The organism is Nonomuraea sp. N2-4H (assembly GCF_045291505.1).
In the GTDB taxonomy this organism is placed as follows: Bacteria; Actinomycetota; Actinomycetes; order Streptosporangiales; family Streptosporangiaceae; genus Nonomuraea; species Nonomuraea fastidiosa.
Genome location: NZ_CP147987.1, coordinates 2,721,692 through 2,745,191, shown reverse-complemented (window position 1 = coordinate 2,745,191; position 23,500 = coordinate 2,721,692). Strand labels below are relative to the sequence as shown.

The window sequence follows — 23,500 nt, the reverse complement described above, 5'->3', positions numbered from 1 at the left end:
AACACACTCGGGCCATGCATGCTGACATCCTGAACTCCCCCGCCCGCCGCTTCCCCGGCACCGACATGCCGGTGACGCTCATGCTCGCGCTGATCGCGGCCGGGCTGCCCCGCACCGTACTCGCCGACCTGGGCATCGTCGCCCCGGAGAGCTCGCTGCTGTACGACGTGCTCGCGCTCGCGCCGTTCGCGGCGTGGGTGGTGGTCGCGCTCGTACGCGGCACGCGCCGGCCGTTCCTGGACTTCCTCGTGCTGGGAGCCCTGTACGGCCTGTCGCTGCTGATCGTCCACCAGATCCTCTGGGATGTGGGGCCTTCGCTGGGCCACAGCCCGCCGGAGAGCGCCCTCGCCTTCGCCGCTCGCTTCGACCCCGCCTGGCAGGAGCTCGCGCTCCGCGCGTACACCAGCGGGATCGCCATGATGATCGGCCTCGGCAGCGGCGCGGCCGTCGGCGTGGTCGCCTGGTGCGCTCAGGCGTGGCGCAGGCTCCGTCGCAGCAGCAGGCCCGCCCGCTGAACCCCGCGCGCAGCGGCCGTTCCGCCGGGGCCGAGCCCCGCGCGCGGCCTCGCGCAAGACTCCTCGTGAGCTCCCGGTACGCCTCGCGGCGTGCCGGGACGCGGTCGTGTCACCAGGTGACCGGGAGCCGATCGACGCCGTAGAGCGTGGCCCGCGTGCGCAGCGGCACCTGCTCGGGCGGCACGGCCAGGCGCAGGCCGGGGAGGCGGCGCAGCAGGGCCGGGTAGGCGACGCGCAGCTCGGCGCGGGCGAGCTGCTGGCCGAGGCACTGGTGGATGCCGTGGCCGAAGGCCAGGTGGCCGTGGCCGGGGCGGGTGAGGTCCAGCCGGTCGGGGTCGGGGAAGCGGTCCGGGTCGCGGTGGACCACCGGCAGGGAGAGGGTCACGGTCTCGCCCGCGCGGATGGTCTGCCCGGCCATCTGCACGTCCTCCGTGGCGACGCGGATGGGGCCGATGTGGATGATCGTGAGATAGCGCAGCATCTCCTCCACCGCCCGGTCGGCGAGGCCGGGGTCCTGGCGCAGGAGTGCGGCCTGGTCCGGGCTCTGGAGGAGCAGGAAGGCGCCCAGGCTCAGCATGTTGGCGGTGGTGTCGTGGCCGGCGACCAGCAGGAACGTGGCGGCGCCGGTCAGCTCGGCGTCGCTGAGCCCGCCGCCGGCGGCGATCAGCCCGCTCAGCACGTCGTCGGCCGGTTCCGCGCGCTTGCGCCCGGCCAGCTCGGCGAGGTAGCCCATGACGCGCTGGACGGCGCCGGCCCGCTCCTCCGCGCTGTTCGCGAGGTCCACCATGATCGCGGCGTCCTTCTGAAACCGGTCCCTGTCGGCGTACGGCACCCCGAGCAGCTCGCAGATGACCATGGAGGGGATGGGCCGCGCGAAGGCCGTCACGAGGTCGGCGGGCGGGCCGGTGCGGGCCAGGTCGTCCAGGTGCGCCTCGACGATCTCGGCGATGCGCGGTTCGAGCGCCCGCATGCGGCGAGTGGTGAACTGGCCGGTGAGGAGCTTGCGGAAGCGGGCGTGCTCCGGGTCGTCCATCGCCAGGAAGAACCCGGGCGGCAGCTTGGTCTCCGGGGCCTTCACCACCGCCATCTCCTCGATGGGCGGGCTGAAGTCGGCATGGAAGTCGTTGCTGAAGCGCGGGTCGTCCAGCACCGTACGGGCTTCGGCGTAGCCGGTGACGAGCCAGCCCTGGCGGCCGTCGGCGTAGGTCATGCGGTGCAGCGGGCCCTGGTCGCGTAGCGGGCGCAGCGCGGCGGGCGGGTCGAAGGGGCCGGGCCGGTCGGTCGGCAGGCCGGGCAGGGGCTCGCCCGCGGCTTGTCCATCGGTTGTCATGCCCCCAGAAAAACGCAGACTCTGCAGAATTGCAAGGTCTGCATATTTGCAGGTCCTGTGATAACGTTGCTGCATGTCTGCTGACGTGGGACTTCGCGAGCGCAAGAAGGTGCGGACGCGCCGCAAGCTGGTGGAGGCGGCCATCCGGCTGTTCGACGAGAAGGGGTACGAGCGCACCACGGTCGACGAGATCGCCGCCGCCGCCGAGGTCTCACCCCGGACCTTCTTCACCTACTTCGGCAGCAAGGAGGACGTGCTCTTCCTGCAGGCGGAGGACCGCCTGGATCAGCTCGTCCAGGCGGTGGCCGAGCGCGAGCCAGGCGAGCCGCTGGGCGCGCTGCTGCTGCGGCTCTACGGCCTGCTCGTGCAGGGGTTCGCCGACGACGACGAGCTTGACGTCGCCCTGTCCACGGCGCGCTCCCGGCTGCTCCTTTCCGAGCCGGCTCTGCGCGCACGCGCACTGTCGCTGATGTTCGACCAGCAGCCGCGCCTCGCCGAGGCGCTGCACCGGGCCTACCCCGATCAGCTCGACCTGATCGCGGCGGCCGCCGTCGTCGGCGGCTTCTGGGGCGCCATGGGCGTGGCCGGCCTCGTCGCGCAGCAGCGCGGCGGCTCGCCTGAGGAGATCCTGGCGGCGGGCCGGCGCGCCGTCGAGGTCATCGCAGGTGGCGTGGAGTCCTCGGCCAAACCCTCCGCCTGACGCCCCGTCGCGCTCTCGCGTACGCCCGGCGGCGTACCGGGAGCGCCATCCCTGGGCGGACGCCGCACCCTGCGCGCGGCCGCGACGATGGCTGCGCATGCCGACGACAGAGGTGAGGCGAGATCAATGGCACCGCGCATCCGTAAGACCCTGCTGGTCGTCCACATCGTCGCCTCGGTCGCACTGACCGGGGAGGTGTGGGGGCTGGTGGTGCTCAACACGGTCGCCACGCTGACCGAGGACCTGGAGCTGGCGCACACGGCGTACCGGCTGATGCCCTTCATGATCTTCGCGGGCGGCGTACCGCTGAGCCTCACCGCGTTGATCACCGGCGTCACGCTGGGCCTGGGCGGTCATTGGGGGCTGCTGCGCTACTACTGGGTGGCGGTCAAGCTGGTCCTGCTCGTGGCCGTCATCGGGGTGGGCATCTTCGTGTTCGATCCCGAGGAGATGGCCGCGGCCACCGAAGGCGCGCGGCAGGTCGCGGACTCGCGCCAGTGGGGGCAGGTCGCGGCGTTGAGCACGCAGATCGTCATGCTGCTGGCCTCGACCGCGCTGTCGGTCTTCAAGCCGCGGTGGCGGCTGCGGTGAATATCCTGGATGGCTCTGTTGATCGTTCGCTGTCATCGGAAAGGATGAACGTCATGACGGAGCCCGTGTCGATCGAGAAGGTCGTCGCCACGCTGCCCGGTCCCTGGCAGCCGCGCGACCTCGCCACGGCCAACGAGACCGTGGTGCGGGTCGCCCGGCTCGACGGTGAGTTCCCCTGGCACGAGCATGATGAGGACGAGCTGTTCCTGTGCTGGGACGGCGCTTTCCGCATCGAGATGGAGGGCCGCGACCCGGTGACCCTTTCCAAGGGCGAGCTGTTCGTGGTGCCGAAGGGCGTGCGGCATCGCCCGGTGGCCGAGCAGCCGGCGCACGCGCTGCTGATCGAACGTCCGGAGACCGAGCAGTACGGCAACCGCTCCTAGATGGTGGGCCGCCCGCGTCACCCGCCGGGCGGCCCCTTCAGCGCACGTCGAAGTTGGCCATCATCATCATGTCCTCGTGCTCCAGGTTGTGGCAGTGGAAGACGTACTTGCCCCGGTAGCCGTCGAACTTCACCAGCACCTCGGCCTGGTCGCCGCTGCGCAGGTCGACGGTGTCCTTCCAGCCGCCGGCGTACGGGCCGGGGTCGAGCACCTGGAACGGCGCGAGGTGGATGTGGATCGGGTGCGGCACGTTCTGGGCGCGCAGCTTCCACAGCTCCACCGTGCCGAGCTTGGGCGTGGCGGCGATGGTGTCGGGGCTGAACGGCGTGCCGTTCACCGTCCACAGGGTCACCCCGTTGTGCTCGGCGCCGCCGCGTTCGAAGGTGAACTCCCGCTCGGCCACGGCGTCCGACCGTGACAGCGGCCGGATGTCGGCGAGCCGGTCCGGGATGCGGCTGTCGTCGCTGCCCCTGCGCGCGACGATGAACCGCATGACGTCGCCGGTGCCGTCCTTGCCGAGCTTGTTGCGCAGCGTGACCCGGGTGCCGATCGGGTAGCGGGAGAAGTCGACGACCACGTCGAAGCGTTCGGCCTGGGCGATCTGCAGCTCGTCGTGGCCGACGGGCGCGGCGAGCAGGCCCTGGTCGCTGCCGATCTGCGTGAACGCGGCGCCGTCCGGCGGCGGCGGGTCGAGGGCGAGCAGGTAGCGGCGGGCGTTGGAGGCGTTGAGCACGCGGAAGCGGTAGCGGGCGGCGGTGACCTCCATGACGGGCCACGGCACGCCGTTGACCAGGACGCAGTCGCCGAGCACGCCGCTCATGAAGTCGCCGGTCACGCCCGGCTCGCCCTGGAGCGACGGGTCCAGCGAGGGGTAGCTGAACGAGCCGTCCTCGGCGAACGCCCGGTCGGTGATCATCAGCGGGACGTCGCGGTCGCCGCGCGGCAGCGGCAGCGCCTCCTCCTCGTCGTCGCGGTGCAGGTGGAACCCGGCCAGGCCGCGATAGACCTGCGGGCCGGTGAAGTCCATGCGGTGGTCGTGGTACCAGAGCGTGGCGGCGGGCTGGTCGAGCGGGTAGGCGTACTCCTTCGTGCCTCCCGATGCCTTGACCAGGTCGGTGGGGTAGCCGTCGCTCTCGGGCGGGGTGCGGCCGCCGTGCAGGTGCACCACGACGGGGACGGGCAGCTCGTTGCGGTGCCGTACGACGGTGCGCCGCCCGCGCCGCGACACGATCGTGGGCCCGGGGAAGACGCCGTTGTACCCCCACACCTCCGTGCGCAGCCCTGGCAGGATCTCCACCTCGGCCGCCTTCTGGGTGATCTCGTAGTGGTCGGTGTCGCCGTCGCTGCGGCTCGGCCGCAGGACCGGCGGCACCCGGAACGGCAGCGTGAACGGCTCGGGCAGCTTCGCCTTGCTGCGCAGCAGGGCGCCCGCGCTGGACTCGGTCTCGACGTTGGCCCCGCCGCTGACCGCGATGCCCGAGCAGGCGGTGGCGAACGGCGCGAGCGCCAGCCCGCCCGCCGCCATCCGCAGCAGCTCACGGCGCGAGAGCGTCATCGCGACTCGCCTCCGCCCCTGCGCCGGTCGATCAGGACGGCGGCCGCGGCGCCCACGATCGCGAGGACCTGCGGGCCGAACCCGATCACGAAGGTCCAGGGCGGGTCCACCGTGCCGTCGTGGACGACGAGCCTGGCCACCAGTTCGCTGAACAGCAGGAATCCGGCCGCCAGGCCGACGAACAGGCCGAGGATGGCGACGCCGAGGGTGCGCATGTCGTGTGTCCCTTCTCCTTCGGGGGTCATGGACGGCGACGACCTTAGGCGGGCGGGGGTGCCGCGCACATCGGCGTACGGTCGTCGATCGGCGTCGACTTCCGGAGGATGACGTACGGCGCTATGAAGTGATTTTTGACGACATCAGGTGTCAACTTCTGACGACTGTGGATGTCAGCGCCGCTGGCCTATCCTGTGCCGGGTGGAGCTGGGAAGGAGCGGATTGCGCGCGGTGCTCACCGACGCCGCGATCGGCCTGAGCACGTCGCTGGTGGTCACCGTGGCGATCGCGATGGACCTGGGCGGCGCGCGGAGCCCCGACTTCCTGGCGTACCTGTTCGCCGTCTGCCTCGGCGCGCTGATGTTCGTCCGCCGCCACTTCCCCGTGCTGGCGCTGGTGGCGACGGCCTCCGGGCTGCTCTCCTACTACGCGGCCGGCTATCCCGCGATCGGCCTGGCGCTGCCCGTGGCCGCCGCGCTCTACTCCGCGGCCGAGGCGGGCAAGCTGCTGATCTCCGCGGTGACCGGGGCCGCGCTGATCGCGGTGAGTACGTTCTTCCGGCTGCGCGAGGGCGAGAGCCTCGCCTACCTGCTCGGCTTCGAGCTGGCCTCCACCGTCGGGCTGATGTTCGCGGCCATCGCGCTCGGCGCCGCCGTACGGGCGACCCGGCTGCTGCGCGCCGAGCAGCTGCGCACGGCGCGGCAGGCAGAGGCCGAGCGCGAGGCGGAGGCGCGCAGGCGCGTGCAGGACGAGCGGCTGCGCATCGCCCGCGACCTGCACGACGTGATCGGCCACACGATCGCGCTGGTCGCCGTCCAGGCCGACGTGGCCGAGGAGGCGCTCGACGACGACCCCGAGACGGTCAGGGCCGCGCTCAAGACCATCAGGTCGGCCGGTGAGGAGGCGATCCACGAGCTGCGCGGCACGCTCGGGCTGCTGCGGTCGCCTGGGGAGCCCGAGGACCGGGCGCCGACGGGGACGCTGCGCAACCTCGACAGCCTGCTCGCCGCCACCGGCGAGAGCGGCCTTGCGGTGGAGCTGCGCACCGAGGGCGAGCCGGTGCCGCTGCCCGCCGTGGTCGACACCACCGCGTACCGCATCGTTCAGGAGGCCCTGACCAACACGCTGCGGCACGCGGAGGCGAGCAGGGCCGAGGTCGAGCTGCGCTACGAGCGCGGCGGGCTGGGCATCCGGGTGACCGACGACGGGCGGGGCGTGGGCGGGTTCGGCGGGCCGGCGCGGGAAGGCGGCGGGCAGGCCGCCGATCCCGGCGGCGGCTCCGGCTTCGGCATCGAGGGCATGCGCGAGCGCGCCGCGCTGCTGGGCGGCAGGGTGGACGTGGCCGGGGCGCCGGAACGCGGCGGGTTCGTGGTGGACGCCTGGCTGCCTGTGGAGGTTGGACGACAGTGATCCGGGTGGTGCTGGTCGACGATCAGGACCTGATGCGCGCGGGGCTCGCCGCGCTGCTCGACCGTGCCGACGACATCACCGTGGCCGGGGAGGCGGGCGACGGCGCGGCGGCGTACGAGCTGGTGCTCGCCGAGCGGCCCGACGTGGTGCTCATGGACATCCGGATGCCCGGGGTGGACGGCATCGAGGCGACCCGCAGGATCGCCGCCGACGAGCGGCTGCGCGACGTACGGGTGATCATGCTGACCACGTTCGACACCGACGAGCACATCTTCGACGCGATCAGGGCGGGCGCGGCGGGCTTCGTGATCAAGACGACCCGGCCGGAGGAGCTGCGCGCCGCCGTCCGCACGGTGGCGGCCGGTGAGGCGCTGCTGTCGCCGTCGGTGACCAAGCGGGTGATGGCCGCGGTCGCCGGTTCGTACCGGCCCGCCGATTCCGGCCTGATCTCGCAGCTCACCGAGCGGGAGCGCGAGCTGCTCGCCGAGATCGCGGCGGGCCGCCCGAACGACGAGATCGCCGGGCGGCTGTTCATCAGCCCGGCGACCGTGCGCACGTACGTCAGCCGGCTGCTCACCAAGCTGGGCGCCCGCGACCGCGCGCAGCTCGTGCACATCGCGTACGAGAGCGGGCTGGTGCCGCCAGGGCGCGCCGGTCAGGCGTAAGGGCCGATCACGTGGACGGGCCGCCTTGTGCGTACGGGCCGCCTTATGTGTATGGGCCGCCGCGCCAGGTCGGCATCGGGCGGCGGCCGACTGCGACGTCGAGGGCCGCCCTGGCGAGCAGCCTGGTCGAGTCGAGCGTGGGCAGCGGTGACGACTCGGGGGTGACGAGCAGCGGGATCTCGGTGCAGACGAGCGCCACCGCGTCGCAGCCGCGCTCGGCGAGCCTCTGGATGATCTTCTTGAACGTCTCGCGCGAGGCGTCGGTGAAGACGCCCTTGACCAGCTCGCTGAAGATGATCTCGTTGACCAGCTCGCGGTCGCCGGGCTCGGGCACCACCGCCTCGATGCCGCGCGCCCCGAGCGCCGCCGGGTAGACCGGGCCGTCCATGGTGTAGCGGGTGCCCAGCAGGGCGACCCTGCGGTGTCCGGCGCGTGCCGCGTGGTCGGCCACCACGTGGGCGATGTGCAGGCCGGGGATGGGGAAGTCGCGGCCCGGCCGTTCCAGGGCCTGGTGGACGGTGTTGTCCGGGCAGACGAAGAAGTCCGCGCCCGCTTGGGCGAGGCGGTCGAGGCTGACCTCCATGGTCGCCCTGATCTCGTCGAAGTCGCCGCGGTCGTAGGCGGGCATGCAGCGCGCGAACGAGATGCAGTCCAGCGTCACGTCCGGATGCTCGTGCTCGCCGAGCGCCTCCTCGCCCAGCCGGCAGAAGGTGCGGAAGCACAGCGCCGCGCCCTCCGCGCTGTGGCCGAGGATGCCGAGGTGCTTGGTCATGCGGTCTCCCTGTCGTGGTGCCCTTCCATCCTCGCGGAGTGCGCACCAGGGGTGGTATGCCGGGCATGGATTAGCATCGCGGTCATGCCCTGGAAGTATGACCTGCGGGTGCTGACGTACGTCACCGCGATCGCGGAAGAGGGCTCGATCGGCGCGGCGGCCCGCCGGCTGCACCTCACCCAGCCGACGCTCAGCAGGCAGCTCCGCGAGCTGGAGAACCGGCTGGGCGTCGAGCTGTTCGTCCGGGGCAGGCGCGGCCTGACGCCGACGGCGGCCGGGCGGGCGCTGGTGGATCGCGCGGCGCGGGTGCTCGCCGAGGCGGAGGCGATCCTGGACGACGTCGCGGCGGCGGCGCGCGGGCTGAGCGGGCGGCTGACCGTGGCGTTCGCCGGGTCGGGGATCAACGGCGGGCTCGGCACCGCCCTCGGCCGGCTCCGCGACGAGCTGCCCGGCGTGCGGCTCGACCTGGTCGAGCTGTTCGACGACGTCGAGATGTCCATGGGGGTGCTGGACGGCGGCTTCGACCTGGCGGTGCACCGGCTGCCGGTGCGCCACGCGGGGCTGGTCGCCGAGCCGTGGGTGAGCGAGCCGCTCGTGCTCTTCCTCCCGGCCGCCCATCCCCTCGCCCGGGGCACCGACCCGGTGGACGCCTCCGCGCTCGCGGACCTCCCGCTGCTGCTATGGCCACGGGAGTCCGCGCCCCGCTCGTACGACGAGGTGATCGCGCTGTGTCACCGCGCCGGGTTCGCGCCCCGGGTGGTGCGGCAGGGGCGGACCGTGCAGACCATCCTCGCGCTGGTGGCCGCCGGGTTCGGCGCCACCGTGATGGCCGGCTCCTACCGCACCCTGCACCGGGAGGGCGTCGCCGCGCGGCCGATCCGCGGCACGGTCAGCAGGCTGCACCTGGTGTACCGGGCGGACGATGCGAGCCCGCTGCTCGCGCGGGCGCTGACGCTCCTCAGGCGGTCTCGCCCTTGAGAGCGTCGGTGATGGTCTGGACGGCCAGGACGTTCACGCCGATGCCGGCCACCTCCGTACGCCCGGCGTCGTGGATGCGCGAGGTCGCGTCGTCGGCGAGCACCAGCCGGTAGTCCCGCTCGCTGCCCTCGATCAGCGTCGCGCGGGGGCAGTTGGGGAAGTTGCAGCCGGCCACCACCAGCGTGTCGACGTCCCAGCCGCGCAGCAGCTCGTCGAGGCGCGTGCGGTAGAAGCCGCCCCAGCGCGGCTTGTACAGCGCCACCTCGCGCTCGCCCAGGGTCTGCGGCTCGCCGGACAGCAGCAGGTCCGCCTTCAGCGGCGGCGCGCCCGCCGGCAGCAGCTCGCCCGCGATCTCGCTGCCCTCGCTGCCCGGCAGCACGATCTTCGCCCCCTGGGAGAGCAGCGTCCGCCGTACCAGGTCGGCGTCCTCGCCGCTCGGGTCGTACAGGCGGATGAGGTGCACGATCGGCCGCCCGGCACCGCGGAACGCCTCGGCCAGCCTGGCCACCTGCGGCAGCACCTCGGTGGTGCCTGGGATGCCGTACGGCGACTCGGACAGGAAGTCGCGCTGCACGTCGATGGTCAGCAACGCGGAGGTGACCCAGTGAGGTGTCAGATGGGGGTCGGTGATGGGGTTCACGAACGCCCTCCCTCCCGGAAGTCCGATGGGCTTCCTGGAGTCTACGCCCATGATCATTTCACTGGTCGGGGCGGATGACCGTCAGGTGGAACGGTGCGGACTTCTCGGCGGCGTGCGCCACGGCGTCCCGCGCGTCGTCCAGCGTGAACTCGGTGACCTCGAAGTGGGTGAGGTCGAGCAGACCTGCACGGGCCAGGGCTATCAGCCGCGGCGGGGCCTCGCGCGGGTACATCCACTGGCCGCGCACCGTCACGTTGCCGCGCATGAGCCACCGGTACGGCAGCGCCAGCTCGGCGCCGTCCAGCATGCCGACGCCGCCCATGAGCACGACCCTGCCGCCCTCGCGCACGGCCATGGCGGCGGCCCGTACGGAGCCGGCCCCGCCGCGGGCGGGAGGATGTCGAGCACCAGATCCACCGGGCCCTGTGCGGCCATGCGCGCGCTGTCAGCGTCCGCGTCGCCGGTCAGCCGTACGGTGGCGACCCGGTCGCCGAAGCGGCGGCGCAACTCCGCCAGCGCGTGCTCGTTGCGTCCCGGCGCGACGACGCGGGCGGCGCCCATCGCCAGCGCCACGGCCACCGCCGCGCCGCCGAAGTTGCCGGTCGCCCCGCTGACCAGCGCCGTCTCCCCCGGCCGCAGCCCGCCCGCGAGGAACCCGCCGTACGGCACCAGGCACAGCGTCAGCCCCAGCCACCGCCCGGCGTCGGCGGGGTCGATGGGGCCGAGCGGCACGGCGTTCTCGGTGGGGATCAGCAGGCGCTCGGCGAACGACCCCTGGCCGTAGTGGCGCTGCAGCAGCAGCCCGCCCTCGCCTCTGGCGCTCAATCCCTGCAACGTGATGTCGGGGGTCAGCGCGCCGTCCCTGGAGCGGATGGTGGGGTCGCACAGCACCCAGTCGCCCGGGGCCAGCCGGGTGGCGTCGGGGCCGCACGCGCGTACGACGCCGATCGCCCCCGCCCCCGGCGTCACCGGCAGGGTCAACGGATACCGCCGCTCCCCGCTGAACACCTCGGCCGCGTACGGCAGCACCGGCGCCGCCACGACGTCCACCACCACCTCGCCCGTGCCCAGCGCGGGGTCCGGCACCTGCTCCACCGACAGCGGAGACCCGAACTCTTTCAGTACAGCCGCCTTCATGGCGCTCCTTCTCTTTGGGTGGTTCGTCTGCTGACCGCCCGGCTCTTCCGACGGCCCCCATGCCGACCGCCCGGCTCGTTGAACGGCATTCATGCCGGCCGCCCGACCCCAGGGACGGCCCGCACGCCGAACGCCCGGCTCGTTGGACGCCCGCCGACCGCCCGACTCCAGGGGACGCCCTCAGGCCCACCACCCGACTCGTTGGACGGCACTCATGCTGGCCGCCCGACCGGGGCGTAACCAGGACCGGTATCGTCCTGGGATGGCCCGATACCACCCTGGGAACCGCCAGACGTCGGGAAGGGGACGATCATGCCCGAGTCCACCGGCCGCGCGCTCGGCGACTTCCTGCGCTCCAGGCGGGAGCGCCTGACCCCCGAGGCGGTGGGCCTGCCACCGCGCCCGCGCCGCCGCGCTACCGGCCTGCGCCGCGAGGAGGTGGCCGAACGCGCGGGCATCGGCATCGACTGGTACGTACGCCTCGAACAGGGCCGCGCCGTCACCCCCTCCCCCGCCACGATCGACGCCCTGGCCGCCGCCCTCTGCCTGGACGAGACCGAGCACGCCCACCTGCGCACCCTCGCCCGCCACCCCACCCGCCCCGCGTTCACAGAAGAACACGCCCCGGAGGGCACCGTCCGCCTGGTGCACAGCCTCGACCGGCCCGCGTACGTGACCGGCCGCCGCTGGGACATCCTGACCGCCAACGCCGCCGCGACCGACCTGTTCACCGGCCTCGACCGGCTACCCTCCGACGATCGCAACGTCCTCGTCTACCTGCTGCTCACCCCGATGGCCCGCGAAGTCTTCGGCGAGAACTGGGCCGCGCAGGCGCGCCACACCACCGCTCAGTTCAGGGCCGCGTACGACCTGCAGGCGCCGGACGCGGCCTTCACCGCCCTGGCCGACCGTCTGCGGCGCGGCTTCCCCGAGTTCCGCCGCTGGTGGGAGGAGCACGACGTCGCGAGGAGCGGGGCGGGCGGGAAGGTGCTGCGCGGCCGCGCCTACGACTACGCGACTTTTCAAACCAACGAGGACCCGGCCCTGCGCCTGACCGTGTACACGCCCCGCTGAGCGTGGCCGGTGCCACGTGCGGGATCACCCACGTGGGATCGCTCCGCGTGCGAATAGGCGACCATGCTCCTCCCTGGTCTCCTCGAAGCAGTGGCCGGTGCCCTTCTCCAGGCCGAAGGCGGTGTGCCGGCGGACGAGACAGCGGCTGTCGGCCGACACCGAAATTCCCTCGAAGTCGTCGTCTCCAGCCAGCCCTGATGGGTTCGCAGGCGACCTGAGCGCGGACCTTCCCCTTGGCGAGATCGAAGACTGCCCACGTCTGGCCGCATCCGTCCTCGTTGTACCAACGCGCGATGAACTTGTCCTGGACCCCGAGTTCAGCAATCCGAGACTCACCCAGACGTTCGACTCGGCGGAGTGCCGCGTGCACGCGGTCAGCACCAGGCGTGCGTGTGACAGCACGGTCGCGGGGGAACACCACGGCCTGTCCGCCTTACTCCTTACCAAAAACGGTATTCCGGCCATCATGGACACCGGCGCTGACGTACGCTCCGCATTTAGCGCCAACAAAAGGCTTTTGTCATGATCTAGAAGGGAATTTCGAGTCGCATCGTCGGCCCGGAAAAAATGTCAGTGCCGATGCTTATCTTCGAGCCGACGCATTCCTCCGGCAGGTGAGTGGCTCATCACCGCTGGCCGGCCCTCAGGAAAGGCGGACAAAACATGGAACAGAGACCCGGATCGGGAACGCGCGCCGTGCAGCCCCGTGCGGCCCTATCCCCGGGCTCGCGCAGCGAGACCGGGACCTCGGCCGGGTCGGCCTCCCACCACGAGGTGCCGGCCGTGGCGCGCACTCCTGCCTCGTCGGGCCCCATCAGCAGGTGCCGCGAGGGGTAGGCGCCGAAAGCGGCGACGAAGATACGATGCGCCGTCTCGGTGTCGGCTTCGGCGAACCACGCGGCGAGGCGCAGGAAATCGTCGCGGCGGGACACGCCTGTCCGTGAGGCGGCCAGCATGTGCTTGGCGTTGGTGAGGAGCTGCCCGAGCGCCTGCTCGGCGGCGGCTCGGAGCTGGGCGGGACCCGACCGGCCGTCCTCACCGCTGTACCACGAGATCAGCTCCTGCCATTCGGCCTCCGTCCGCCCCGGCGAGCGCTCGGCGGGACTTCCGTCGGGACCGGTGAGCCGGGGGAGGGCGGCCAAGGTCGTGAGCAGCCGGTCGAGATCGGCGACGATCCTCTTGAGCCGGGCGGCGACTGCCGGCGCGTGCCGGGCGACGTCGGCCGTGATGAGGTCGACGTACTCGAGGAGAAGGGTTTTGAACGCCGAGTACTCGCCGCCGGACAGGTCATACCGTGACAGGACCTGATGGAGATAGGCGTAGAAGTCCCGGACGCTCTCCATGAACAGTCTCTGGTTGTTGAAGATCGTCGTGACGTCGGCGGCCAGCGCCTCAGCGTCGATGTCGTGGTCATGGGAGAGCCGCTGCAGGATCCGGTCGAGAACCTCGACGGTGCCGTTGAGCAGCTCCCGGGCCACTTCCCGTGCGCCGTCGGTCGCCGACAGCACCTCCTCGATCTGGCGGTGCACACGTCCGCCGAGTTTCGACACCTGATAACACGAACGGGAGCGCAGCCATTCGGCGACCGTCGCCACACGCGCGTCGCGCCCTGACCGGGTCAGATTCCCCCAATCCATGAGCCGGCGGCAGCGAGCCTCCACCTCGTCGACCGAGAGCGTGATGCCGGCGCCTGCCAGGAGAACGGCTGCCTCCGACGCTGACAGGTCCGTGAGAAGAGTGCCGGTGAACAGCCGCATTAGCGCGATGTAGTCGTACGCGAAGTCGGCGGTGGCGTAGCGATAGAGATCGAGCCGCGCCCGCGGCTCGCTTGACGCGTCGACGTCATCATCCTCTCGTCCGTTCGAAACGGACCGTCAACTCGCGCAATAAAGCTACGAGCAGCAGGGTGACGAGGGCTGGCGCCCATCAGACGAGCAATTGTCGCCGAAATCGGACGTCGCTTTCCGGGCGTTCGGGCGGCGGTCTCGCTTTTTCCGGTTACCTGTGGTGGTGCTATTCCAGAGGCAGGAGGGCGTTGATGAGGGCTTGGGCGGCGGCGTCGGTGCGGGTGGTGTCGTGGGTGGCGTAGCGGTCGAGGAGCAGGCCGCGGAGCCCCGACAGCAGGGCGGTCGCGCGGGCCTCGGCTTCCGCCTCGTCGAAACCGATACGTACGAAGGCGGCGGCCAGTGGCGTCACCCAGGCGGTCACCGCCTCCTGGACGAACGGCCGGTAGTGGTGGCCTGGTGCGGTCGCGAGGGCCATCGTCTCCAGCAGCAGCTTGACGTTGCGGCGTTGGGCGCCCTCCGCACTGTCCTGCCAGAGCGCGAAGGCCGCCTCGCGCAGGCCGGCGGCATCGCGGACGGTGCCGAGCAGGGCGGGGACGTCCGGCCGGGACGCGGTGAGCGCCTGGCTCAGGAGGTTCTCCTTGGTGCCGAAGTAGTGGACGAGCATGCGGGCGCTCGTGCCGATGGCCTCGGCGAGCCGCCGGAGCGAGAACTCGCCGACGCCGTGCCGGTCGAGGTGGTCGATGGCCGCCTCGATGAGCCGCCTGCGTTTCTCCTGGTCCGCCGCTCGCGCCACGCGCTTCGCGGACTACGAGCGGCGCAACGCCTCGTCGTGATCGGAACCGTGCCGGTGCGGCGTTCGTTTCCCAGGGCAGACGCATCTGTGCGATCGGGAGGTACGCGCGGTGGAGATAACCGGCATTTTCTCCGGCCTCATCGTCGGCATCGTGATCGGCGCGCTCGGGCGGCTCGTCATCCCGGGACGGCAGCGCATCCCGATCTGGCTGACGATCGTGATCGGTGTGGTGGCGGCCCTGATCGGCACCGCGATCGCCGCCGTTCTCGGCGTCGCCGACACCTCGGGCGTCGACTGGATCGAGCTGGGCATCCAGGTGGCCCTGGCGGCGCTCGGCGTCTCGCTGACGGCAGGCACGTACGGTAAGCGCCGCAGATGACCCGCCACGAGCAGCCGGCGTCCTCCGGCGACCCCACGCCGACCCCTCGGTACGAGGCGGTCGTCGAGGACGCGGCGCGGATCGCGCGTTCGATGGGGCCCGGGTACGTGGGCGCCGAGCATCTCTTCCTCGCCCTGCTGCGCGACCGTGACGCGGTGCCCACGCAGGTGCTCGCCGGGATGGTCGAGCTCGGCGAGCTGGAGGCGAAGCTCGTGGCGACGATGGGCGGTGATGGGTATCGCACGCCCACCACTGACGTTCTGATCGATGGGCGGGTACGGCCCTCCGGTCACCCGCCGTCCGCCCCTTGAACCCCTTCTCAGGCGATGACTCGGTGGTACTCGGCTTATGCTCAGCCGACGTCCCTTAATACTCCAGCCGCATTTAGTGATCGATGATTCGTCGCTGTCGCTGGTAATGGCAGCGGCGGGCGCGGGCTTGATGCCGACGTCGCCACTGTGACCAGCGGATTCGATGACTGGCAGGGTGCCGGGGCTGGGCAAGATGAGCATGCAGACGCCGGATCTCGTTGACGGTAAGCGGGATCAGCTCGCCGGAATCGTCACCGTTCGCACCCTCAAGCTGTGATCGTCCCTGTCGGCAGGGCCCCCTGTGTGGCCAGGCCCGAGAAAGCCTCGCCCTGCTGAGCGCCCGTTGCGCCGGGTGGGCCGGCGGCGAGGAAAGCCAGGTGAGCGTGAGCGACCATGGCCAACGTGACGTGCCGATACCAGGCCAGGTGCTTGCGGACCTGGTAATGGTCCAGGCCGACCTCGTTCTTGGTGGCCTGGAAGCATTCCTCCACGCTCCACCGCGATCCCGCCACTCGCACCAGCTCCGGCAGCGCGACCGGGCCGGTGGCCCAGCAGGTGTAGAACGCCAGCTCGCCGGAATCAGTGATGGAGCGGCGGGCCAGCAGCCACTCGGCCGGGCCGAGCGGGATCCACGCCCAGTCGTAGTAGCGGTGGCCCTTGGCACCCTGGCCGCAGGAGTAACGCTGCCACGCCTGCTCCTCCAGCGCGGCGAAGACCTCATCGGCACGCATCTTCCGGCCGGCCAGCACGATCGGGTGGTCACAGGAGACAGCGAACACGTAGCTCAAACCCCGGCTGCGGCACCGCTCACGCAACACGGGGTTGTCGCCGTAGCCCTCATCCGCGGTGAGCCAGGCGAAGGTGAGCAGCGGATCGTCGGCGGCCCGCTCGATCATCCTCCAGGCCAGCTCCGGTTTGGTCGCGAACTCCACCTGCTCCGGGATGCCGGCGTCGGTGCGCCGCTCGGGTGCGGTGAACCAGGAAGCGGGCAGATACAGTTCCCGGTCGATCAGCACCCGTTGCCGGCCGGGGTGCAGGTAGGAGGCGAACACTCCGACCTGACAGTTGGTGATCTTTCCGGCCGTGCCGGTGTACTGGCGCTGCACCCCGGCCGAGCGGCGGCCCTTCTTCTCGAACCCGGTGTCGTCGACCACCAGCACCCCGTCCAGGCACCCGAGCCGCTCGGCGACCTGGGCCCGCAGTGCATCCCGGACCGCATCGACGTCCCAGCGGGCGTGGTTGAGCAGTCGTTGCATCCCGTCGGGTGTCGCGTCTCCGGCGAACTCGGCCAGGGACCAGCCGTTCTTGCGTTCCAGCGAACTCAGCAGGCCCAGCAGGTAACCACGCGCTCTGATCCGCGGCTCACGCCGGCCGAAGAACGGTGCCACTACCTGCGCGAACAGGTCATCGAACGCATCGGCCCATACACGCGGGTCGATTTCGGCTACCGTGGCTGCCACGGCCACCGCCGATCATCTGGATTCCACACACCCACATGATCACTGCGGTGGCCGTCTCACGTCTCAGCCTCGACCAGATCGAGATCTCGAAGTGCGGCTGGAGTATTAATCGTCCGACATTATCAACTCCCCTTTGCGGACATATGGCCACGGCCCTTCACCGGTCTTGATGTTGACCCAATCGCAGTTGTCGCGATTTCCGTCTTCGTCTGCGAACCAGCAGTCCAGCAGAATATGGGGTCGGCCGCCTCTCGCGAAGCACACGTAGTAATCACGGCCGCCGATCTCGGACGCCTTCTTGATCTTCGTGTACTTGACTCGCCGCTTCACAGGCGCGAGTTTATCAATGCACGCTCGGGCGGAATGAATATAACTAGTCGGATAACCTGTCGCCGGCTCACCAAATAGGCAGATGGCCGCCGCTCCCACGGCGGCGGCCTGCGTCCTGCTACCGCTGAGCGGCCACCAGGTCGTTCGCGCTCCGGAGCACCGGCGGGGCGGCGAACGCGTCCGGGTCGGCGTCCGCGGCGCCCCTGACGGCGATGGTGACGCTCTCCCCCGGCAGGAGCGTGACGAGGCCGTCCTCGACGACCGCGTCCGGATCGAGCGCGTCGGCGAGCAGCACGAGGTCGCGTACGAGGGTGGCGGCGCGGATCGTCACCGCCCATCCGTCCGGCGTGCGCTCGGCGCTGACCTCGGTCTTCGGCGCCTCCAGGGCGGAGTCCCGGTAGTCGGTGAAGAACCAGTGCGCGCGAGCCCCGCTGAACGCGGCGACGAGCAGCTCGTTCGCGGCGTCTCCGGGCGTGGCCAGGGACGGGCCGGCGGTGTGGCGGGCGGTGCCGCGCGCCGGGATGTCGAGTTCGGCGGTCTCGGTGGCCAGCACGGTGCCGTCGTAGCGGCGGCGTTCCAGCGTGAGCGTGCCGCGCCAGGGCTCGGCGGTGTCGTTCACGGCGGTCAGCACCAGCCCATCACCGTCCGGCTGGATGGTGAGCAGCCGGTCGGCGTGGGCCTGGCGGAGCGCGTACAGCAGCGGCTTGCGGCGGCCGTAGCCGTCCACCGCCGCCCAGGACGTGACGGGCCAGCAGTCGTTGAGCTGCCACACCACGGTGCCCGCGCACAGCGGGGTGAGCGAGCGGAACCACTCGATGCCGGTGCGGACGGCGGCGGCCTGGTTGAGCGACATGGCCCAGTGCCAGTCGCGCATGTCACGGGGCAGCTTCAAGTGCGGGAGGAGGCCGTTGGTGAGCTTCGTGTTGCCGCGCGCGGCCTTCTGGTGGACGAGCATGCCCGGCGACTCGGGCGTCAGCGGGTCGTCCGAGATCGACTCGGTGAGCGTGGCCCAGGTGGGCGGGCCCTGCCAGCCGAACTCCGCCACGAAGCGGGGCCGGTAGTCACGGTAGTGCCGGTAGTCCTTCTCGTTCCAGACGTCCCAGATGTGGACGGTCCCGTGGGCGGGGTCGTTCTGCCGCTCGTCGCGCGCGGGGTTGAAGGGGCTGCCCGGCGTGTACGCCACATGCGGGGCCAGCTCGGAGACGATCGCCGGGAGCAGGTCGTAGTAGTAGCGCTCGCCCCAGGTCTGCCCGTCGAGCCCGGCGTCCCAGCCCCACTCCTGGCGTCCCCACAGGTTCTCGTTGTTGCCGTTGAACAGCACCAGGGAGGGGTGCGCGCCGAGCCGGGCCACGGCCTCACGCGCCTCGGCCTCGATCTCCGGCCACAGCGGCTCCTCCTCGGCGTAGGCGGCGCAGGCGAAGAGGAAGTCCTGCCAGGTCAGGATGCCGCGTTCGTCGCACTCGGCGTAGAAGTCCTCCTGCTCGTAGATGCCGCCGCCCCAGACCCGCAGCAGGTTGATGCCGGCGAACTCGGCCTGGTCGAGCCGGTGGGCGTACCGCGCCCGGTCCACGCGGTGGGGGAAGGCGTCGTCGGGGATCCAGTTGGCGCCGCGGATCAGCACGACCTCGCCGTTGACGGCGATGCGGAACGGCGTGCCGTGCTCGTCCGGCTCGGTCTGCAGCTCGACCGTGCGGAAGCCGATGCGGCGTTGCTGCGCGTCGAGGATCTCGCCGTCGTGCAGCAGCTCCACGCGCAGGTCGTGCAGGGCGGGGTCGCCGTGCCCGCGTGGCCACCACAGCGCGGCGTCCGGGGCGGCGAGCTCGATCGTGGCCTGCTCGCCGGTCAGGGTGTGTACGGTCTCGCGGCCGGCGAGCGTGACGCGCAGCGCCAGGCCGGCGTCGCCGGTGCGCTTGACGGTGGCGTTCACGACGGCGGTCGGGACGCCGTCGCGTACGACGCCCGACACCCGCAGCTCGGACAGCGCCGCGACGGACCAGGTCTCCAGCACGACCGGCCGCCACAGGCCGCAGGTGGAGGTGTCGATGCCCCAGTCCCAGCCGAAGCCGCAGGCCATCTTCCTGATCGCGTTGTACGGGTGGTGGTTGGTGTGGGGGCGGTAGCCGATCTCGACGCTGGCGGCGTCGGCGGCCCTGATCGAGGAGGTGAACTCGACGGTCAGCTCGTTGGCGCCGTCGCGCAGCAGGCCGGTGACGTCGAAGCGGTGGCTGCGGTGCATGTTCCTGGTCGTGCCCAGGAGGTGCCCGTTGAGCTTGACGGCGGCGGCGGTGTCGATGCCCTGGAAGAGGAGTTCCTGCCGGTCGCTGCCGTCGGGCCGCCAGCGCAGTTCGTGGCGGTAGGTCCAGTCGGCGGCGCCGATCCAGCCCTGGAGGCGTTCGTTGTCGTCGAGGTAGGGGTCGTCGATGAGGTGTGCGGCGAGCAGGTCGGTGTGGACGGTGCCCGGGACGGTGGCGGGGATGGGGCCGTGGGCGCGTACGTGCTCGGGGAAGCGGCCGGCCGCGCCCGGTTCGAGCGTCCATCCTTCGGTCAGGGCGGTGCGGGTGATGCGTGCGGTACTCATGTGATCTCCGAGTATCGCACCCGGCCGATCTCGGATCTCATTTGACGGCGCCCGCGATGAGGCCGGTGACGTAGTACCGCTGCAGCAGCAGGTACAGCACGATGCACGGGACGGCCGTGACGGCGACGCCGGCCTGGGTGAGCCCCCAGTTGAGGGTGCCGAGCTGGTTGGAGGCGAGCACGGTCAGCGTCACCGGCAGGGTGAACTTGGCCTCGTCGGTGACGAGGATGAGCGCCGCGAAGAACTCGTTCCATGAGGCGAAGAACGTGAACAGCGCGGTGCTGATCACGCCGGGGATCGCGACCGGCAGCAGCACGCGCGTCATGGCGCCGACGAGCCCGCAGCCGTCCATGAGCGCGGCCTCCTCGATGCTCGGCGGCAGGGCGGCGAAGCTGTTGCGCATCAGGAAGATGCCGAACGGCAGCTGGAACGTCGCGTACACGAGGACGAGCCCGAGCAGCGTGTTGCTCAGTCCCATGCCGTGCAGGATGGAGAACAGCGGCGTGATGATCGCCTGGAACGGGATCATGAACGTGATCAGGATGACGAAGAACAGCACCCCGCTGCCGCGGAAGCGCAGCTTGGCGAAGCCGTAGCCGGCGAGCGTGGCGAGCACCACGGTCAGCAGGGTCGCGCCGGCGGCGACCATGAGGCTGTTGCCGACGTGCTGCCAGAGGCCGACCTGGCCGGTGTCGCCGAGTGCGGCGTAGTTCTCCAGCGAGAGGCTGTGCGGGTAGAGGGTGGGCGGGTTCTCCGTCGCCTCTGCCGGTGTCTTCAGCGACTGCGACAGCATCGTGTACAGCGGGTAGAGGATGACGACGGAGACGCACAGGCATGCGGCCCACCAGGCGGCGCGCGGAAGCGTCCTGCGGACGTCGGCGATGAGGTTCATGAGTGGTCCGAGTTGCGCAGCAGGAGCATCTGCACGGCGCTGACCGCGGCGAGCACGACCATGAGCATGGCCGACAGCGCGGCGCCGTAGCCGAGCTCGAAGTTGATGAACGACGTGCGGTAGATCTGGTAGACGGCGGTGATCGTCCCGTTGGACGGCCCGCCGCTGGTCATGATGTAGAACTGGTCGAACGCGAGCAGCGAGCCGGCCACGGAGAAGACCAGCACCAGCGCCAGGGTCGGCCGCAGCAGCGGCAGCGTGACGTGCCTGAACACCTTCCAGCGGCCCGCGCCGTCGATGCGCGCCGCCTCGGTCAGCTCGCCGGGGATCGACTGCAGGCCCGACAGCAGCAGGAGCATCTGCATGCCGGTGACCTTCCACACCACCATCGCGGTGACGATGAGCAGGCCGCTGGTGGCGGTGGCGAACCAGTTGGTGTCGCGGCTGCCGAGCCCGAACCGCACGGCGAGGTCCGACAGCGGGCCGAGGCCCGGCTGGGCGAGGTAGAGCCACAGGTACGCGGCCGCCGCGAAGCCGATCACCACGGGCAGGAAGAACACCGACTGGAAGACCCGCGCCGCCCGGCTCCGGCGATGGACGAGCAGGGCGAGCGCCAGGCCGGCGATGAACAGGATCGGCGTGATCAGTGCCGTGTACTCGAGGGTGAAGCGGATGGCGTTCAGCCACTCGGCGTCGCCCAGCGCCTTGACGTAGTTGGCGAGCCCGACGAACTGGTGGTCGCCGAGCAGCGGCCACTCGTGCAGCGACATCCAGAACGTCATGACGAGCGGGATGAGGAAGAACACGGTGACGACGGTCAGGGCGGGCGCCACCACGGCCATCCCCAGCAGCTGGCGGCGCCGTCTGATGGACAGCCGGGGCCCGCGCGGCCGCGTCGCCGCCGCGGTGTCCGGCGAGCCCGGCGTCACGTTCGGAATTGCGGTCTCGGTCATGCGGCCCTCCTCCGGCCGGCTCGGCCGATGTGGTGCATCCCGCCGCGGCGGCCCGGCGCCGCGGCGGGCATCGGTCCTCAGCCCTGGTCGATGATCTGCTGGGCGGCCTGCTTGGCCGCGTCCTGCGCCGCCTTGATGTCGCCGGTGCCGAACACCGCCTGGTTGATCATCTTGGCCCACGGGCCGTTGTTGTCGTTGATGATCGCGTTTTCGACCACGCTGTACGGGGTCTGCCCGGCGGCCATCGCGTCACCGAGCACCTTGTAGCGCGGGTCGAGCGGGGCGTAGATCTTGTCGATGAGGTCGGTGCGGATCGGGACGATGCCGTTCTCGGCCAGGATGGTCTGCGCCTCCTCGCCGGTGGCCCACTTGACGAAGTCGTAGGCCACGGCCTTGTTCTTGGCGCTCTTGGCGACGCCGATGAGGTCGCCGCCGGCGAACGAGGCGGTGCCGCCCTCCTTGCCGACGATGGGCGTGGCGCCGAAGTCGAACTTCTTGTCCTTCACCAGCGTCTGCACGAAGAAGGCGCCCAGGTTCACCATGCCGACCTTGCCGCTCTGGAAGGACTGCGGCTGCACGGTGCCGCCGTCGGTCTTGGCCGAGGGAGGCATCAGCCCTTCGGTCCACATCTGGCGGTAGAAGGCCAGGGCGTCGGTCACCTCGGGGCTGTCGAACATCGCGGTCTTGCCGTCGTCGGACAGGATCTTCCCGCCGCTGGCCCACACATGCGGGGCGAACTCGAAGACGTTGCAGCCGCCGCACTGCCCGGCCATGGTGAAGCCGTAGTAGTCGCTGCCGAGCTTGCGGATCGCGCGCGCCGCCTCCAGCATCTCTGCGTAGTTGGCAGGCGGCTTGTCGGGGTCGAGTCCGGCCTTCTTGAACAGGTCCTTGTTGTAGAAGGTGACCGACGCCTCGGCGGTGAACGGCAGCGCGTAGGTCTTGCCTTCGTAGACGGCGAGCTTCTTGTGCGCCTCGCTGAGCCCGTCCTTCCAGCTCAGCGAGTTCAGCACCGGGGTGAGGTCCTCGAAGACGCCCTTGGAGGCGAAGTACGGCGCGAACACCAGGTCGATCGAGGTGATGTCCGGTCCCGCTCCGGAGGCGGCGGCGGTGCCGAACTTCTGCACGAAGTTGCCCGACGGCACGATGGTGACCGTCACCTTGCCTTCGTGCGTCTTGTTGTACTGGTCGGTGAGGAGCTTGATGAAGCCCTTGGCACTGTCGCGTACCCAGAGGGTGGCGGTGCCGGTCGGCTTGTCGCCGGCCGCCGACGTCTGGCCTGCGTCGCCGCCCCCGCAGGCCGAGACGGCGATCGCGAGAGCGGCCGCCAGGGCCGCGAGCCTCGTGGTTCTCATGGTGACTTCGCTTTCTGCCCGCGCCGCGTGCGGGCGGTGAGCCGGGCCGCTTCCCGCGCGAGGCCCGGCAGGGGGTGGAGGGGGGTGGATGGAGGGTCAGGCGGTCGGGATCCACACGCGCATGGCTCCTGGGCCGCGGTTCGCCCAGGCGTGGTAGGGGATGGCGGTGAAGGTGATCGGGGTGCGGGCGGCGGGGGCCTGGCCGTACGGGCCGTACAGCTCCGTCCCCAGCGGCTGGATCGTGCCGGACAGGCGCAGCCGGACGGGCGTGAGGTCGCCGGGGGTGCGCTCCTCGGTGATCGGGGCGGCGGTGTCGAGGCGGAGCTGCTCGACCAGGACGCCTTCGGGCAGGTCGGCCTGCTCGACGCAGTACACGATCGGCCCGCGCATGACGGCCGCGCAGCCGCGTACGGCGTCCACGCGCTCGTCGGCGCGCACCAGGCGCGGCGTCATCGGCAGCGTCAGGCGCACGGTGGCGCCGTCGTCGCAGGCCACGCGCAGGTAGTCGCCGGGAACCGGCTCGGCGAGCACGCGCCCTCCGGTGACGGTGGCGGTGGCGCCCTCGGCCCAGGACGGCACCCGGACGGCCAGCTCGCCGGCGCCGCTGACCGTGACCAGCACGTCGCCGTCCCACGGGTAGCCGGTCTCGACGGCGGCGCTCATGTTCCGGCCGGTGAACGTGCCCGCGGTGAGCAGGTG

24 protein-coding genes and 1 pseudogene are annotated in these 23,500 nt (G+C 71.1%); 10 read left to right on the top strand and 15 right to left on the bottom strand.

Features of this window, described 5'->3' with window-relative positions; genetic code table 11:
• The first annotated feature begins 14 nt into the window (after positions 1-14).
• Positions 15-515 carry a hypothetical protein gene (locus WBK31_RS12345; RefSeq protein WP_406674844.1) on the top strand — a complete coding sequence of 167 codons (501 nt, stop codon included), beginning with the start codon at positions 15-17 and terminating at the stop codon, positions 513-515.
• A 109-nt stretch (positions 516-624) separates the two neighbouring features.
• On the opposite strand, the gene WBK31_RS12340 is transcribed toward WBK31_RS12345, so the two are convergent.
• Positions 625-1,845, bottom strand: a complete 1,221-nt coding sequence (locus WBK31_RS12340) for a cytochrome P450 (RefSeq protein WP_406674843.1) — start codon at positions 1,843-1,845, stop codon at positions 625-627.
• A gap of 73 nt (positions 1,846-1,918) precedes the next feature.
• On the opposite strand from WBK31_RS12340, the gene WBK31_RS12335 reads away from it, so the two are divergent.
• The 3 genes from WBK31_RS12335 to WBK31_RS12325 all read left to right on the top strand — a co-directional run bounded on the left by WBK31_RS12335 (position 1,919) and on the right by WBK31_RS12325 (position 3,519).
• Positions 1,919-2,545, top strand: coding sequence for a TetR/AcrR family transcriptional regulator (locus WBK31_RS12335; protein WP_406674842.1), 627 nt, complete (start codon positions 1,919-1,921; stop codon positions 2,543-2,545).
• A 126-nt stretch (positions 2,546-2,671) separates the two neighbouring features.
• Positions 2,672-3,136, top strand: coding sequence for a hypothetical protein (locus WBK31_RS12330; protein WP_406674841.1), 465 nt, complete (start codon positions 2,672-2,674; stop codon positions 3,134-3,136).
• Positions 3,137-3,189: 53 nt separating this feature from the next.
• On the top strand, positions 3,190-3,519 hold the full coding sequence (locus WBK31_RS12325; RefSeq protein WP_406674840.1) for a cupin domain-containing protein: 330 nt from the start codon (positions 3,190-3,192) through the stop codon (positions 3,517-3,519).
• 37 nt (positions 3,520-3,556) lie between these two features.
• On the opposite strand, the gene WBK31_RS12320 is transcribed toward WBK31_RS12325, so the two are convergent.
• Together WBK31_RS12320 and WBK31_RS12315 are read right to left on the bottom strand one after the other, a co-directional pair.
• Positions 3,557-5,074 (bottom strand): multicopper oxidase family protein, encoded by a 1,518-nt coding sequence (locus tag WBK31_RS12320; RefSeq protein ID WP_406674839.1) that lies wholly within the window; start codon positions 5,072-5,074, stop codon positions 3,557-3,559.
• On the bottom strand, positions 5,071-5,289 hold the full coding sequence (locus WBK31_RS12315) for a DUF5957 family protein (protein ID WP_406674838.1): 219 nt from the start codon (positions 5,287-5,289) through the stop codon (positions 5,071-5,073). Before WBK31_RS12315 ends, WBK31_RS12320 begins: the two co-directional genes overlap by 4 nt.
• A 202-nt stretch (positions 5,290-5,491) precedes the next feature.
• On the opposite strand from WBK31_RS12315, the gene WBK31_RS12310 reads away from it, so the two are divergent.
• Both WBK31_RS12310 and WBK31_RS12305 read left to right on the top strand, forming a co-directional pair.
• Complete coding sequence (locus WBK31_RS12310) at positions 5,492-6,700, top strand: sensor histidine kinase (RefSeq protein WP_406674837.1); 1,209 nt, start codon at positions 5,492-5,494, stop codon at positions 6,698-6,700.
• A complete protein-coding gene (locus WBK31_RS12305) occupies positions 6,697-7,365 on the top strand; it encodes a response regulator (protein ID WP_406674836.1) in 669 nt (222 codons plus the stop codon). The genes WBK31_RS12310 and WBK31_RS12305 overlap by 4 nt, the downstream gene beginning before the upstream one ends.
• Before the next feature lie 43 nt (positions 7,366-7,408).
• Here WBK31_RS12305 and WBK31_RS12300 read toward each other — a convergent pair whose 3' ends face one another.
• Positions 7,409-8,137 carry an aspartate/glutamate racemase family protein gene (locus WBK31_RS12300; RefSeq protein WP_406674835.1) on the bottom strand — a complete coding sequence of 243 codons (729 nt, stop codon included), beginning with the start codon at positions 8,135-8,137 and terminating at the stop codon, positions 7,409-7,411.
• Between the two features lie 84 nt (positions 8,138-8,221).
• Here WBK31_RS12300 and WBK31_RS12295 point away from each other — a divergent pair, with 84 nt between their 5' ends.
• A complete protein-coding gene (locus tag WBK31_RS12295) occupies positions 8,222-9,115 on the top strand; it encodes a LysR family transcriptional regulator (protein WP_406674834.1) in 894 nt (297 codons plus the stop codon).
• Here the strand turns inward: WBK31_RS12295 and WBK31_RS12290 are convergent.
• From WBK31_RS12290 to WBK31_RS12280, 3 genes are read right to left on the bottom strand one after another with little or no spacing between them, the layout of a single operon-like run.
• Positions 9,096-9,755 (bottom strand): cysteine hydrolase family protein, encoded by a 660-nt coding sequence (locus WBK31_RS12290; protein WP_406674833.1) that lies wholly within the window; start codon positions 9,753-9,755, stop codon positions 9,096-9,098. The genes WBK31_RS12295 and WBK31_RS12290 overlap by 20 nt on opposite strands.
• Positions 9,756-9,813: 58 nt before the next feature.
• Positions 9,814-10,077 (bottom strand): hypothetical protein, encoded by a 264-nt coding sequence (locus WBK31_RS12285; protein WP_406674832.1) that lies wholly within the window; start codon positions 10,075-10,077, stop codon positions 9,814-9,816.
• Entirely contained in the window at positions 10,005-10,892 is an 888-nt protein-coding gene (locus WBK31_RS12280) for an alcohol dehydrogenase catalytic domain-containing protein (RefSeq protein ID WP_406674831.1), read from the bottom strand. The genes WBK31_RS12285 and WBK31_RS12280 overlap by 73 nt, the downstream gene beginning before the upstream one ends.
• A 312-nt stretch (positions 10,893-11,204) precedes the next feature.
• On the opposite strand from WBK31_RS12280, the gene WBK31_RS12275 reads away from it, so the two are divergent.
• Positions 11,205-11,966, top strand: coding sequence for a helix-turn-helix transcriptional regulator (locus WBK31_RS12275; protein WP_406674830.1), 762 nt, complete (start codon positions 11,205-11,207; stop codon positions 11,964-11,966).
• 626 nt (positions 11,967-12,592) lie between these two features.
• Here WBK31_RS12275 and WBK31_RS12270 read toward each other — a convergent pair.
• Both WBK31_RS12270 and WBK31_RS12265 read right to left on the bottom strand, forming a co-directional pair.
• Positions 12,593-13,753 (bottom strand): annotated as a pseudogene (locus WBK31_RS12270) (DUF2397 domain-containing protein); the annotation flags it as partial.
• A 226-nt stretch (positions 13,754-13,979) separates the two neighbouring features.
• Entirely contained in the window at positions 13,980-14,546 is a 567-nt protein-coding gene (locus WBK31_RS12265; protein WP_406674829.1) for a TetR/AcrR family transcriptional regulator, read from the bottom strand.
• Positions 14,547-14,655: 109 nt separating this feature from the next.
• Here WBK31_RS12265 and WBK31_RS12260 point away from each other — a divergent pair, with 109 nt between their 5' ends.
• Both WBK31_RS12260 and WBK31_RS12255 read left to right on the top strand, forming a co-directional pair.
• Complete coding sequence (locus tag WBK31_RS12260) at positions 14,656-14,925, top strand: GlsB/YeaQ/YmgE family stress response membrane protein (RefSeq protein ID WP_406674828.1); 270 nt, start codon at positions 14,656-14,658, stop codon at positions 14,923-14,925.
• Entirely contained in the window at positions 14,922-15,236 is a 315-nt protein-coding gene (locus WBK31_RS12255; protein ID WP_406674827.1) for a Clp protease N-terminal domain-containing protein, read from the top strand. Before WBK31_RS12260 ends, WBK31_RS12255 begins: the two co-directional genes overlap by 4 nt.
• Before the next feature lie 266 nt (positions 15,237-15,502).
• On the opposite strand, the gene WBK31_RS12250 is transcribed toward WBK31_RS12255, so the two are convergent.
• The 6 genes from WBK31_RS12250 to WBK31_RS12225 all read right to left on the bottom strand — a co-directional run bounded on the left by WBK31_RS12250 (position 15,503) and on the right by WBK31_RS12225 (position 23,464).
• A complete protein-coding gene (locus WBK31_RS12250; protein ID WP_364070935.1) occupies positions 15,503-16,639 on the bottom strand; it encodes an IS701 family transposase in 1,137 nt (378 codons plus the stop codon).
• 505 nt (positions 16,640-17,144) lie between these two features.
• A complete protein-coding gene (locus WBK31_RS12245; RefSeq protein ID WP_406674826.1) occupies positions 17,145-19,604 on the bottom strand; it encodes a glycoside hydrolase family 2 protein in 2,460 nt (819 codons plus the stop codon).
• A gap of 37 nt (positions 19,605-19,641) precedes the next feature.
• On the bottom strand, positions 19,642-20,496 hold the full coding sequence (locus WBK31_RS12240; RefSeq protein ID WP_364069157.1) for a carbohydrate ABC transporter permease: 855 nt from the start codon (positions 20,494-20,496) through the stop codon (positions 19,642-19,644).
• Complete coding sequence (locus WBK31_RS12235) at positions 20,493-21,449, bottom strand: sugar ABC transporter permease (protein WP_364069155.1); 957 nt, start codon at positions 21,447-21,449, stop codon at positions 20,493-20,495. The genes WBK31_RS12240 and WBK31_RS12235 overlap by 4 nt, the downstream gene beginning before the upstream one ends.
• A gap of 77 nt (positions 21,450-21,526) precedes the next feature.
• Positions 21,527-22,801 carry a sugar ABC transporter substrate-binding protein gene (locus WBK31_RS12230; protein ID WP_364069153.1) on the bottom strand — a complete coding sequence of 425 codons (1,275 nt, stop codon included), beginning with the start codon at positions 22,799-22,801 and terminating at the stop codon, positions 21,527-21,529.
• A 96-nt stretch (positions 22,802-22,897) separates the two neighbouring features.
• The gene (locus WBK31_RS12225; protein ID WP_406675482.1) at positions 22,898-23,464 is read right to left on the bottom strand and encodes a hypothetical protein; all 567 of its coding nucleotides are present in this window, start codon (positions 23,462-23,464) and stop codon (positions 22,898-22,900) included.
• Between the last annotated feature and the right edge of the window lie 36 nt (positions 23,465-23,500).